Below are 12,554 nucleotides of genomic sequence, written 5' to 3'. Positions count from 1 at the left end.
CTGGGCCAACTTTGCCACCCCAGGCAAGACGCTCAACGCCGCCGCAGCCGACCCCAGTGCCGGAAGATGCGCTGGCGCAAGCTCAGGGGCATGGGCGGCGCCGAGCGCCAGGCCAGCAGCTCCTCGATCGCCTGCTCCGGCTCGATGAACAGACCGCTGTGGCGGCTCACGTAGCGCGGGTAGTCGATCAGGGCGGCATGCACCAGGGCATCCAGGCTGAGGCGGCGGCCGCGGCGGTCGCAGCTCAGGCGGTCGTGGCTCAGGCCCCAGCCGGCGTAGAAGGGAAGCCCCCAGGTGTGCACCTCCAGCTCCCGCAGCAGGGCCTCGAAGCCGGCGATGGACGTGATCACATGCAGGGCATCGACCTGGGTGAACAGTTGCTGGATCGAGGCATCCAGCACCACTTCGTCACACCAATCCTGGGCCGTTGCCTCCCTGGATCCCGGGCTGCACAGGCCCGCCACCACATCGGGATGGGGCTTGTAGAGCAGGTAGGCCGAGGGCTCGGCGGCCCGCACCGCCTGCAGCAGGCCGAGGTTGGTGCGCACGCCGGGAGCGCCCAGCCGGATCGAGGCATCCGCTTCCACCTGGCCCACCACCAGCACCAGCCGTCGGATCCCGGCAGGTCGCCGCCAGCTGGCCGACCGCAGGTTGTATTTGGTGATCGCCTCCTCCACCAGCCGCCGTCGCAACCGCCGCGCCCGCAGCAGCTGGGGTCCATCCCAGTTGCCGGTGGCCAGCCGGTGCTCCAGGTCACTGGGGGCACTGGCGTCGTAGTAGATGCCGCGCCGGTCGATCACCCAGGAAATCGGGTCGATGAGGTCGGCCCCCAGCCCCACCGAGCGCAGAAATCCATCCTCGGCATGCAGCAGCGGCAGCGCGCGGCGGCCGGCCGCCTCCAGCAGCTGCGGACGGGCCCGCCGCCCCCACACCGCCAGCGCCTGGGCGCGGTGGCCCGCACCCTGCCACTGGAACTTGAAGCGCAGCCGGCTGCCGGCCAGGAAGCGTCGCAGCACCCGCTGTTTCCAGGGGGTGAAGCCGAAGGCCTCAATGCGCTCGGGCATCTGGCCCCGCAGCCTCCGCTGCAGACCGATGGCCGTGATCAGCTCCTCCAGCGCACAGCGCTGGTGGCGGTGGGGGTCGACGTAGACGGCGTAGTCCACCAGGGCCGCGTGGATCAGATCACCCAGCTGACGCGGCTGGCGGCGCTCGGGCACGGGAGCGCGATCCCGGGTGAGCCCCCAGCCGGCATAGAAGGGCATGCCAAAGCAGTGCACCGGCCGCTCCCAGAGCAGGGCCTCGAAGCCCAGCTGGGAGGTGACGACGTACACCGCCGCGGCCCGCTCCAGCAGGGCCGCGGGATGGCCGCCACTGGCCTCGAGCCGGATCAGGGGGTGCTGCAGCTGCCGGGCCTGGAAATGGCCGCGCTTGCGGCCGCGCACCACATCCGGGTGGGTCTTGACGACCACCAGCCGGCCGGGATGGTCGCTCAGCGCGGTGGCGAGCATGGTCTCGAAGCTGGCCGCCGTGGCCCCGCCGAGGCCGATCGAGAGGTCTCCCGCGGTCTGATCGACCACCAGCACGAACGGCTCCGCCGGCGCCGGCGCCTCGCGACTGCCGTTGTACTTGCTCACCCGCTGCTCGCACCAGAGCCGGCGGATGGCCTCAGCCCGCTGCAGCTGCGGCTGCGTGTGGGGAGCGGCGATCAGGCGCTCCAGGCGGCAGGGGCGCCCGGCGTCGTAGTAGATGCCGGCGTCATCAAGCACCAGGCCCAGCGGAGCACTGTCGGGACCCAGCTCGAGGGAGCGCAGAAAGGCATCCTCACAGCGCCAGAGGGCCAACCGGCGCCGGCGCGCCAGCCGCTCGGCCAGGCGGGCGCTGGGCTTGCGTCCCCAGGCCAGCAGGGCATCGAGCTCGGCGCCGGCGCAGCGGGCCGCCCCCGTCACCAGCCGGTGATCGGCCAGCAGCGCGGCCAGGGTGCGGTGGCGCAGCATGCCGGCAGCCGGCAGCCCCAGGCGGGCCGCTGGGAGAGGAGAGGCCAAGGGCGGTGAGATGCCTGCAGGAGGGCGCCTGGCGGGAGCGCGGCTCAGGCTACCGGTCGCGGCGTGGCTGCTACGTTCAGCCCCAGCGCTGCCGGGGATGCTCCCCAGGGCGGACAGACGGCTTCATGGACAGCTCCATCGACCAGCTCTGCGCGGCGGTCTCCGAGGAGATCGGCATGCCGGTGGGTCGGGTGCGGCGGGTGGTGCTGGCCGTGGAGCGTCAGCGTCTCCGCGCCACCGGCGCCAACACCGACCCTGTGGTGGTGCAGCCGGCAGCCCAGCCCAAGAATTCCCTGGGCTGGTACCCGCTCGGGGCCAATGGTCGGCTGCGGCCAGCCGTGCCGGAGCAGCCATGAGGGCCCCCGGATCCGGTTTCACCATTGATCCCACCCTGCCACCCCTGGCCTTGATCCCGGCCCGGGGTGGCTCAAAGGGGGTGCCGGGGAAGAATCTGCGCCAGGTCGGCAACGTGCCCCTGCTGGCCCGGAGCGTGCGGGCCGCCGGGGCGGCCGCCAGCCTCGGCCCCGTGTGGGTGAGCAGTGACGACGCGGCCATCGGAGCCCTGGCCGAACGGGAAGGGGCCGGCTGGATGCGGCGGCCCACCGATCTGGCCGGGGATGGGGCCTCTTCGGAACAGGCCCTGCTGCACGCCTTGCAGACCCTGGCGGAGCGAGGGCCGTTGCCGGAGCTGTTTGCGTTTCTGCAGTGCACCTCACCCTTCACCCGGCCGGAGCACATCGATGCCGTGGTGATGCGCCTGCAGGCCAGTGAGGCCGCCATGGCCTTCAGCGTGACGCCCTGGCACGGCTTTCTCTGGGGCCTCGACGGCGGGGGCCATGGCGTGGGGGTGAACCACGATCCGAGCCGACCCAGGGCACGCCGCCAGGATCTCGCTCCCACCTATCTGGAAACCGGGGCGATCTACGCCATCCGCACGCTGCCCTTCCTGGCGCAGGGCACCCGCTTCGTGGCGCCCACCCTGCCGGTGCCGATCGACGCCCCGGCGGTGGAGATCGATACGCCAGCAGACTTGGCCCTGTGCCGGCAGCTGGCTCCCCTGCTCGACCAGGCAGAAGGCTCATCCAGCCTGGAGATCAGCCCTTGAGCGCCCTGCAGGGACAACACATCGCAGCCCTGGCCTGCTTCGATTCGTTCGGCAAGACGGCCATGAACCTTCTGCACGTGGCGCGGCGCGAAGGGGCCCAGACCACCCTGCACCTGATGGAGCTGCCGGGCCGCAAGCTGTCCCGCCGCCAGGTGCTGGAAATCCGCCGCATCGGCCCCCGCACCGAGGTGCGCCAGCACCTCTGGGGTGAGCTGCGCAGTTTGCGGGGCGAGCTGGCCGGGCTCGATGGCCTGGTGCTGGGCCTCGACGGACGCCGGACCCGCGAGACCCTGCTTCTGCTGCAGGCGGAGTGGGCGGGGGAGCCGCGCCGGCCGGTGCTGGTGAGCGCCTACCCCGGCATCCTCTTCCGCCACCAGCTCGAGGGGATGATGGACCGCTCGGGGGTGGATCTGCTCTGCCTGAACGCCGAGGTGGACCTTGAGCTCTATCGGCGCGGATGCCACGACCTCGGCATCGATGGCGGCAATGCCCTGTTGACGGGCCTGCCGATCCTCTGGTCGCTGCAACCCCGGCCGCAAGCGCCGGAGCAGGGAGCGATCGTGTTCTTCGAGCAGCCCTCGGTGCCCGACAACCCGATCCAGCGCCGGTATCTCTGCCGCCGGCTGGCGGATCTGGCCCGGGCCTGGCCGGACCACCCGGTGATCTTCAAGCCCCGGACCTCCAGCGTGGAGGCCACCCTGCACCGGCACCACGGGGAAATGACCCGCCGGGTGGCCAAGATGAGCCGCAAGCTCAGCAACCTGCGCATCAGCCACAAGCCCAGCCTGACCCTGCTGCAGCGCTGTGCCTGTGCCATCACCGTCTCGTCCACGGCTGCCATGGAGGCCATGGCCCTGGGGGTGAGCACCCGCATCGTGGCCGACCTGGGGGTGAACGAGACCCTTGGCAACCACTACTTCCTCGGATCCGGGGCCCTGGCCAGCTTCGACGCCATCGTGCGCGACCCCTTCACCCTCCGCCACGACCCCGACTGGCTGCACAGCCACGGCCTCTGCCGCGAGGGAGCCGCCCGCTTCGTGACAACCCTGGCCGCCAGGCTCGAGCAGCCACCATTGCCCACAAGCCAGGCCCGGCCGGGCCCCCCGGGCTGGGGCAGTGAGGCCTGGCAGGGCTATGCCCTGGCCCGGGGGGGCCGGCGGATGCTGAGTTCGGCCGGGGCCAGCTCCCGCCAGGGCGCCAGCCATCGCGGCCGGGATCTGCTGCGCCGGATCCGCCAGCAGCTGGTGGGCCTGTGGGGCATGGAACGGCTGCTCAAGGGCCGATGAAACTGGCCCTGATCAGCGACTCGGCGGCGGCCCTGCGGGCCTGCCTGCGTCTGGCCAGGCAGCTGAGGCAGGCCGGGGTCGAGGTGACCCTGATCACAGCGCCGGGCCCGCCGTCCCGGTTTCCCCACTTCCCCAGGCCTGCCGATCCCCCGGCTCGTGCCCTGGTGCTGGAGCCCCTCGCCGCCGCGGTGAGCGAGCTGATGGATCACCTGGACGGGGCGGGCGTGTTCCTCGAAGCCGACACTCTGCAACCGTTCCTGGCTGCCCACCGCCAGGCGGCCCGCCTGCGCGGCCGCGCGCCGCGGCCCCTGTTCAGCGGACCGCTGCTGCCCCTGGTGGGCGACGCCCTCAGCGCCGACCTGCTGCCACGACTGGGCTACGACCTGATCTGCCTGCACGGGTCGGCCCAGGTGGAGGAGCTGGGATGGCTGATCCGTGGCACGACCCACGCCGATCAGGCCAACGTCGCCATCGGCCTGTGGACAGTGCCCAGCGAACCGATCGGCCTGGCCCTGAGTGAGCAGCCGCAGGTGCTGGTGCTGGAGCAGCGGGACCTCCCAGCCAGTGCTCGGGAGAAGGCTCTGCTCTATCGACGCCTGCAGGATCTGGCCCTGGCCTCCCCAGGCTGGACCGTGCGCCTGCAGCCCGACTATTCGCTGCCCAGCGATCCGGAGCTGTGGGAGGAGACGACCCTCGCCTGGCATCATCGGCAGGATGAGAGCCGGCCCGCCAATTTGCAGCTGGGTGATCACGAGGACCTGCCCTTGAGCCTGATGCAGGCCTGGGCCTGCCTGGGAATCAGCTCTCCCTGGCTGCTCAGCGCCATGGTCTGGGGCAAGCCCACGGCGGTGCTGGGCGACTACGGCATCCGCACCGAGTTCGACGGACCCCTGTTCTTCGGCTCCGGACTGATGCGCCGGCTGGCGGACTGTCAGCCGCTCGACCACCTGCTCGCGGCCCCCCCGGCCAATCCCGGCTGGCTGGCGGATCTGGGCTGGGCGATCGCCGATGGGCCCTGGCGGCTGAAGCGCCAGTTGGAGGCCCTGGCCCGATGACCCTGAAGCTGCTGCTGGTGGCCGACAGCGATAGCCAGCTGCTGGCCGCTCAGGCCCTGGCCCAAGGCGCCGAGGCGGGCAGGGTGGCCGTCACCGTGAACGCGGTGCCTCGGGAGGGCACCCCCGCCGCGGTGCTGGAGGCGCTGGAGCGGATTGGTCCACTGTGGCGCCAGTCGCTGAAGCAACTGCTGCGTGATCGCCGCCTGGATCAGTTCGATGCCATCGGGGTGTATCTCACCGGCAGCAAGCTGGCGGAATTCCGCAACGTGTACCTCGCCAGCCGCCGCCAGCTGGGCCTGCCACCACGCGCCCTGTTCTGCGGCTTCAACGGGGTGGTGCTGGAGCGCTTCGAGGAGGCGATCGCCTGGCGGCTGGGCTACGACCTGATCTGCCTCAACGGCCCCCGCGATCAGGCCCGGATGGAGCTGATGCTGCGCCATACGCCCTTCGCCGGCCAACGCTGTGTGCTTACAGGCCTGAACCGCCAGCGGGCGGTGGAGCCGGCTGGGGAGCGCCTCAACCGGCTGGTATTCGCCGAGCAGGTGGTGATGCCGGCCGATGGGGCCGAGCGCCGCCGGATGGTGCGCATCCTGGCGGCTCTGGCCCGCCGCTCTCCCGACTGGGAGGTGCTGATCAAGCCTCGGGTGGCACCGCACGAAAACACCTTCCACGCCGTGGCCACCCACATCAGCCAGACCCTGACAGAGACCCTCGGCAGCCCGCCCGTCAACCTGAAGCTGAGCTACTTGCCGCTGGCGGAGCTGCTGCGCGATTGCCGCCTGCTGGCCACGGTGTCGTCCACTGCCGTCTTCGACGCCCTCGACCTGGGCTGCAGGCCCGTGGTGATGGCCGATTTCGGGCTGCGCCAGGATCTAGGCACCCCCTTTTTCGCCGGCTCCGGCCTGCTGCGCCGCTTCGAGCAGGCCGCCGACCTCGACAGCCTGACCGCAGGCCCGGGCCCCGACCCCGATTGGCTGGAGTGGGTGGGATACCACCGGCGCTTCTCCCCCGACAACCTGCTCGAAGCCCTCGAGCAGGTTGCGGGTAAGGCCGAGCGGCCCGAGCCGAAGCTGCAGCATCCGGGCTACGTGATCAATGCCTCCGAGCTGGCCACCAACCAATTGCGGCGAGCGGCGGAGGCGGCCCTGCGCCGCCGCGACTGGGAGGAGGCCGTGCGGCTGCAGGAGATCGCCCAGCTGCAGCGGCCCGATCACCGCAACATCGCCCGGCGCCTGGCGGCCATGCGCCTCGCCAACCCGATCGCGCGCCGGCTGGCCCTGCTGGTGACCCCCGGCTTTCGGGCCTAGATTCGAGTCCTCAACAAGAGGCAGGCGGAGACTTGGTGCAGGCGGTGCAGATCGAGCGCAATTTCACCCAGTTCGTTGTCTTCGCCGAAGACTCGATCCTCTCCGCCCTCAACAAGATCACGGCGAACAAATCCCGGCTGATCTTCGTGGTGTCGGAAGCGGGCATCCTGCAGGGGGTGCTCAGCGACGGTGACTTCCGGCGCTGGATCGGCGGCAGCGATGTGATCGATCTGGGCCGGCCGGTGACCGCCGCCATGAACCCCCACTGCATCGCCGCCCCCGAAGGCACAGCCGGTAGCGACCTGGCCGAGCTCTTCTCCCAGAAGATCCAGGTGATCCCGCTGCTCGACGACCACGGGCGGGTGGTGGCGGTAGCCCGCGCTGCTCGACGCCAGCTGCAGCTGGCTGGCCGGGCGATCGGCGATGGCGCTGCCGCCTTCGTGATCGCCGAGATCGGCAACAACCACAACGGCAGCCTGGAGCTGGCCCTGAGGCTCATCGATGCCGCCGCCGAGGCCGGCGCCGACTGCGCCAAGTTTCAGATGCGCGACATGGGGCGCCTCTACGCCAACGCCGGCGACAGCAACGACATGGCGTCGGACCTGGGCACCCAGTACACGCTGGATCTGCTGGAGCGCTTCCAGCTCAGCGACGACGAGCTCTACCAATGCTTCGATCACGTCCTTGGACTGGGCCTGATCCCGCTGTGCACCCCCTGGGACGAGACCAGCCTGGAGAAGCTCGATCGCTGGGGCATGGCGGGGTTCAAGGTGGCCTCAGCCGACTTCACCAACCACGACCTCCTCAGCGCCATTGCCGCCACCGGCAAACCGCTGATCGCCTCCACCGGCATGGCCACCGAACAGGAGATCGGCTCCGGCATCCGCCATCTGCGCAGGCAGGGCGCCGCCTTCGTGCTGCTGCACTGCAACTCCACCTATCCCACCCCGTTCAAAGACGTGAATCTGCGCTATCTGCAGCGGCTGGCGGAGCTGGCCGAGGCACCGGTGGGCTACTCGGGCCACGAACGGGGCTTTGCGGTGCCGATCGCCGCCGTGGCCCTCGGCGCCGCCGTGGTGGAGAAGCACATCACCCTCGACCGGGCGATGGAGGGCAACGACCACAAGGTGAGCCTGCTTCCCGAAGAGTTCAGCGCCATGGTGGCCGGCATCCGGGCCGTGGAGGAATCGCTGGGCTCGGAGGCGGCCCGCAGCCTCAGCCAGGGGGAGCTGATGAACCGGGAGGTGCTGGCCAAGAGCCTGATGGCCGCCTGCCCGATCCCCGCCGGTGTGCCCGTGACCCGCGAGATGGTGCGCATCCAGAGCCCAGGCCAAGGACTGCAGCCCTACCGGCTCAACGACCTGCTGGGCAAGGTGCTGAGCAACGCCAAGCGGGAGGGGGAGTGCTTCTTCGCCTCGGATCTGGATCAGCCAGCCGCCCAGCCCCGTTCCTACCGCTTCGCGCAGCGCTTCGGGGTGCCGGTGCGCTACCACGATCTGCAGCACTTCTCAGGCGCCAGCAACCTCGACCTGGTGGAGATCCACCTCAGCTACAAGGATGTGGAGGTGGACATCGACGCGGTGCTCCCCCCCCATGTGCCCATGGGCCTAGTGGTGCATGCCCCGGAGCTGTTCGCCGGTGACCACACCCTCGATCTCTGCAGCCGCGATCACAGCTACCGCCGCCACTCGGTGGCAGAGCTGCAGCGGGTGATCGACCTTTCAGCCCGCCTGCGCGGCCGTTTCGACTGTCCGGAGCCGGTGCTGCTGGTGACCAACGTGGGTGGCTTCTCCAGTCAGCGCCACCTCGATCCACGGGAGCGGGAGGCACTGCTGGAGCGCCTGGTGCAGAGCCTGGCGGAGCTGCGCTGCGACGGGGTGGAGATCATTCCCCAGACCATGCCGCCCTTCCCCTGGCACTTCGGCGGCCAGCGCTTCCACAACCTGTTCGTGGATGCCGACACGATCGAAACCTTCTGCCGCAGCCAGGCCATGCGGGTGTGCCTGGATGTGTCCCATTCCAAGCTCGCCTGCAACCATCTGCACGCCCCCTTCTCCCTGTTTCTGGAGCGCATCCTTCCCTTCACCGCCCACTTGCATCTGGCCGATGCCGCGGGCGTGGATGGGGAGGGCCTGCAGATCGATGAGGGCGAGGTGGACTGGGCCAGCGTGTTCCGGCTGCTGGGCAGCCTGGCGCCGCGGGCCTCGTTCATCCCCGAGATCTGGCAGGGCCACAAGAACAACGGAGAAGGTGCCTGGCTGGCGCTCGAGCGGCTGGAGAACCACCAGCTGGCCCAGCCAGCCCAGCAGCAGCACATCAAGGTTGCGGCATGATGGGTTTGACGACCTCAAAGCACAATTTGCGCGAACACTTCATCCTGTTCAAGAACGTGCCACTAATTTACGGACGTGTACCCAAGGTGGCCAACTCATCGGTGAAGGCAGCGCTCACCCGCTTGCTTCATCAACCACCAGAAGAGGGCTTGCGCTCAACAGCCGATGTATTCTGGCGCCGTGGGACTCACGATGAAACCACAATGGTCGATGCTGAAAAAGCTCTCGGCTACCGCAGCACGCACATGTGCTTCAGCTTTGTTCGCAACCCGTTTGACCGGCTGGTGTCAGCCTACAACAACAAGATCATGGAGATCGACATACTGCCCTCTGGGATGGTGACCATGGGACTTGAGCGGCACATGCCATTTGAGAGATTTCTGGATGTAGTGTGCAGCACAGAAGATAAAGATCTCGATGTACACCTACTACCACAGAGTACGATTTTGTGCTGCAATGACGTGGTCGTACCTGCTTTTATCGGAAAACTAGAAGTCATGGACGATCACTGGAAGGCTCTGCGACGACGCCTGCGCCAGCTGGGCATGCCTGCCCTGGGGAGACTTCCCAGCAAGAACGTGCGCCGATCTGGGGATATGGATCTGCGCGACCACTTCAACACCGACCATTTGATCCAGAAAGCATTTGAACGCTACCGGATGGATGTTGAGCTATTTTACCCCGAGCAACCCCTAGAATCACTTGCTTGGGGATTGCTGGAGCGAACTCCACAGATCTGGGAGAGGAATAGCGAACCCATCGGCCTGCCAGCATTGTAGGCTGGAACCAAGGACTTCAAGAGTCTCACTGCGTTAGGAGAGACATCCGCTACTCAAGCATGCACCATGGTTGCCAAACCTCTGTGAAAACTGGAGTCCTCGAGAATCGGCTGGAGCACAGATTGCAGATTGCAATCACCAAGTTAAAGGCTAAAAAGTACAGACTAGTGGTGGCAGATCGATATTCATGCGCAGATAAACACCTGGGCCAGGCTGGCACGATTAGATGCACACACGTACACAATGAAACTCACAACAAGTTCAATGTCCAACGCTGGCTTCGTGTTTGATCCCGAGTTCTACCGTGAGAGCTATCTATCGCCAGACGGACATGAGTACCAAGACCCCTTAGAAGACTACCTGGCCTCAGGAAAAGCAAACGGCAATTACTCCTGTGCGAACGAGTACGTAGCCAAGAATCTCCCAAGCATATATGGAGAATACCTGGATTTAATCGTGAGCGCATTTGACTGGCGAGCTTACCGATCGAGAAACAGAGACATCCGAACCCTGTCACCTCTGGATACAACCTACCATTTTGTGCAACATGGCATTACGGAGTGGCGACACTTCAATCAGACATCCAAGCTCCTTGACCGTAGGTTTGCCATCCTCAACGAAGGAGAAGATGCAGGCCATCTCAGAAAGCCATTCCAAGCCATAGTCCACTGCTATCATTACGACGTTTTATGCAGGCTCTTCCCCTATCTTCGGAGCATTGCACGACTCGGCGGAAAAGTTTACGTGCTAAATTCGAATTCAGAGATTTTAGGCTCTGTGATGAGTGATTTCCTGAGTTCCCTGTATACCGGAGCGGTCATACACAGCGCTTACGATGTCCCAAACTACGGCGAAGACTGGTCTTCGTTCCATTGGGCATACGAGCAGGGACTATTCGATGAAGATGGAGTAACCTTCAAGCTACAGACCAAGAAGTCAGCTAACCTCGGCATTGATGGAGGCCTAGCATGGATTGACGAAGCATTGCAGCCGATTTGCGGCTCTTATCAAGCGATCAGCCGCACATTAAGGTCAGCAGCCAAGCATGAACACGTCGGAATGGCGAGTAGGTGGGTATCGAGGTGTGGATTTGGCGCCAATCCTGAACTGATTAACGAATACATTCGTAGACTAGGAATTGCAATGCCCGAAACAACTAACTTGTTTTGGCGGGTAGAAGATGGCATATCAGTAAAGAGTGGAAAAACAGGGCATCCAATAGCCTGGTCCAATTCGTCAGAGCAGTTTCAGTGCCAAGCTAGTTCTGAGGCAAAACCAGCAGTGATAGTAGATGACTTCATACGGCAGAATCTTCAGAGACTTGATCCAAATCATCATCCCAGTTCTGGAGGCTACACGACTCTAGATTACGCACCGTTGTCCGGCCAAGAGGTAGTCGACTACTCCTGGCCATTCGCAGCAGGATCAATGTTTGCGGCCACAAATAAGACGATTAGAGCATTTTATGAGAAGCTCGGGAACATAGATTATGCCGAAAGACAAGCTGGAGGAAATGAGTTCTGCGGGCGCTTCATTGGCCACGCTCTGGAGCGCGTTTTTTTCTACTATATTCAATCAAATAATTGGAGATTGGATTTTCACTGAGAACCTGGACAGGCAATGGGGCGGAATCAATAAGAATGAAGGCTGGCAATCAGAAAGACGCAGTTGCCTGTCCCTACCACCGTACAAAGAAAGCGCGCCATTGGGGAAAAGACCCATGGCCTTCAAAAGCTGATATTAGTAACACAGGGCGGAATAATTATTGTGCTATCTTTTTGTAGAAGAAGTCAAAAATCAGGGCAAGCTCACAACCAGGTGCCCTCAGGGGCGGCAAGAACGTACCAGTCAAGAAGCGGTCTGAGCCGAAATGATGCTGCAATGGCAGCGCTAAGGCATCTGCAAACGCCATACCCACCAGGGCTCATTAGAAGTCAAGCAGAACTCAGTGACTGGGCTGGTTCTCGCCAACCAAGCAATGCCAGAAGTCCCCTGATGTCATGGGACAGGGCAGCCAAGCCCTCGGTGATCGACCAGAAGCCATCGAGACGCAGGGCGTTCATGGCCAGGCTTCTGAGCGTGGCCATGATCTGTACGCCGTTGCTCTCGCGGTAGCGGTGGGCGTCCTCCCTGAGCTGGGTGTCGCGGGGCCAGTGCCAGGAGTTTTCGATCGACCAGCGGTCGCGGACGTGCTGCAGCAGGGCCTTGGCTGTGGTGCGCAAACCCGTGTCGCACCGAGAGGTGCGCTCAGCAAAGACGTAGTAACGGATCTCATCGACGGGCTTTCCCTCACGGACGCCCTTGCAGCGCACCGCCAGGATCGTGGCGCTGCCTGGCCAGTTCTCCACCACCCACGGCGGAGCCGGCATGCCCCGCAGCGTCCAGGTGAGGTCGCGCCCGCGCTTGCGCTCACGCTTGCTGGCCTGGAATGGCACCCGGCGGCCGTACGTGAGCCGGTCGCTGATCACTTGAAATCCCCTGCGGCGACTGTGTTTGACGGCAATCAGGAAGTCGGCTCCACGCTGCTCGAGGTAGAGAAAAAACCGCGGTTCGCATGCAGCGCGTCCGCCTGCACCAACAGACCGTCCAGTTCGACGCGATCCAGGAGCTGCCGGAGGGCCGCGATCTCGCCGCCGGCGTCGGTGGC

10 protein-coding genes are annotated in these 12,554 nt (G+C 65.6%); 8 read left to right on the top strand and 2 right to left on the bottom strand.

Translation table 11 applies throughout. The features are described from left to right. Positions 1-32 precede the first annotated feature (32 nt). Positions 33-2,042 (bottom strand): capsular polysaccharide biosynthesis protein, encoded by a 2,010-nt coding sequence (locus KBY96_RS10125; RefSeq protein WP_254979252.1) that lies wholly within the window; start codon positions 2,040-2,042, stop codon positions 33-35. Between the two features lie 125 nt (positions 2,043-2,167). On the opposite strand from KBY96_RS10125, the gene KBY96_RS10120 reads away from it, so the two are divergent. The 8 genes from KBY96_RS10120 to KBY96_RS10085 all read left to right on the top strand — a co-directional run bounded on the left by KBY96_RS10120 (position 2,168) and on the right by KBY96_RS10085 (position 11,512). Next, a complete protein-coding gene (locus tag KBY96_RS10120) occupies positions 2,168-2,398 on the top strand; it encodes a hypothetical protein (protein WP_254979251.1) in 231 nt (76 codons plus the stop codon). Continuing rightward, positions 2,395-3,147 (top strand): cytidylyltransferase domain-containing protein, encoded by a 753-nt coding sequence (locus KBY96_RS10115; RefSeq protein ID WP_254979250.1) that lies wholly within the window; start codon positions 2,395-2,397, stop codon positions 3,145-3,147. Before KBY96_RS10120 ends, KBY96_RS10115 begins: the two co-directional genes overlap by 4 nt. Beyond that, complete coding sequence (locus tag KBY96_RS10110) at positions 3,144-4,433, top strand: DUF6716 putative glycosyltransferase (protein WP_254979249.1); 1,290 nt, start codon at positions 3,144-3,146, stop codon at positions 4,431-4,433. The genes KBY96_RS10115 and KBY96_RS10110 overlap by 4 nt, the downstream gene beginning before the upstream one ends. Then, on the top strand, positions 4,430-5,488 hold the full coding sequence (locus tag KBY96_RS10105; RefSeq protein WP_254979248.1) for a DUF6716 putative glycosyltransferase: 1,059 nt from the start codon (positions 4,430-4,432) through the stop codon (positions 5,486-5,488). Before KBY96_RS10110 ends, KBY96_RS10105 begins: the two co-directional genes overlap by 4 nt. Beyond that, entirely contained in the window at positions 5,485-6,795 is a 1,311-nt protein-coding gene (locus KBY96_RS10100) for a capsular biosynthesis protein (protein ID WP_254979247.1), read from the top strand. The genes KBY96_RS10105 and KBY96_RS10100 overlap by 4 nt, the downstream gene beginning before the upstream one ends. A 35-nt stretch (positions 6,796-6,830) precedes the next feature. After that, positions 6,831-9,128 (top strand): N-acetylneuraminate synthase family protein, encoded by a 2,298-nt coding sequence (locus KBY96_RS10095; protein WP_254979335.1) that lies wholly within the window; start codon positions 6,831-6,833, stop codon positions 9,126-9,128. Beyond that, positions 9,128-9,907, top strand: coding sequence for a sulfotransferase family protein (locus KBY96_RS10090; RefSeq protein ID WP_254979246.1), 780 nt, complete (start codon positions 9,128-9,130; stop codon positions 9,905-9,907). Before KBY96_RS10095 ends, KBY96_RS10090 begins: the two co-directional genes overlap by 1 nt. 282 nt (positions 9,908-10,189) lie before the next feature. Further along, positions 10,190-11,512: a hypothetical protein gene (locus tag KBY96_RS10085; protein ID WP_254979245.1), complete on the top strand. Its 1,323-nt coding sequence runs from the start codon at positions 10,190-10,192 to the stop codon at positions 11,510-11,512. Positions 11,513-11,841: 329 nt separating this feature from the next. On the opposite strand, the gene KBY96_RS10080 is transcribed toward KBY96_RS10085, so the two are convergent. Next, on the bottom strand, positions 11,842-12,554 hold a 713-nt coding region (locus KBY96_RS10080), incomplete at its 5' end, for an ISAs1 family transposase (protein WP_254979244.1).

Source organism: Cyanobium sp. ATX 6A2, from assembly GCF_024346355.1.
In the GTDB taxonomy this organism is placed as follows: Bacteria; Cyanobacteriota; Cyanobacteriia; order PCC-6307; family Cyanobiaceae; genus NIES-981.
Note: the sequence above shows the minus strand (reverse complement) of the source record. Positions and strands in the feature narration are given on the sequence as shown.

Coding starts and splice junctions, on each gene's coding strand:
- KBY96_RS10120 (WP_254979251.1), top strand. CDS start 2,168: ATGGACAGCTCCATCGACCAGCTCTGCGCGGCGGTCTCCGAGGAGATC.
- KBY96_RS10115 (WP_254979250.1), top strand. CDS start 2,395: ATGAGGGCCCCCGGATCCGGTTTCACCATTGATCCCACCCTGCCACCC.
- KBY96_RS10105 (WP_254979248.1), top strand. CDS start 4,430: ATGAAACTGGCCCTGATCAGCGACTCGGCGGCGGCCCTGCGGGCCTGC.
- KBY96_RS10100 (WP_254979247.1), top strand. CDS start 5,485: ATGACCCTGAAGCTGCTGCTGGTGGCCGACAGCGATAGCCAGCTGCTG.
- KBY96_RS10090 (WP_254979246.1), top strand. CDS start 9,128: ATGGGTTTGACGACCTCAAAGCACAATTTGCGCGAACACTTCATCCTG.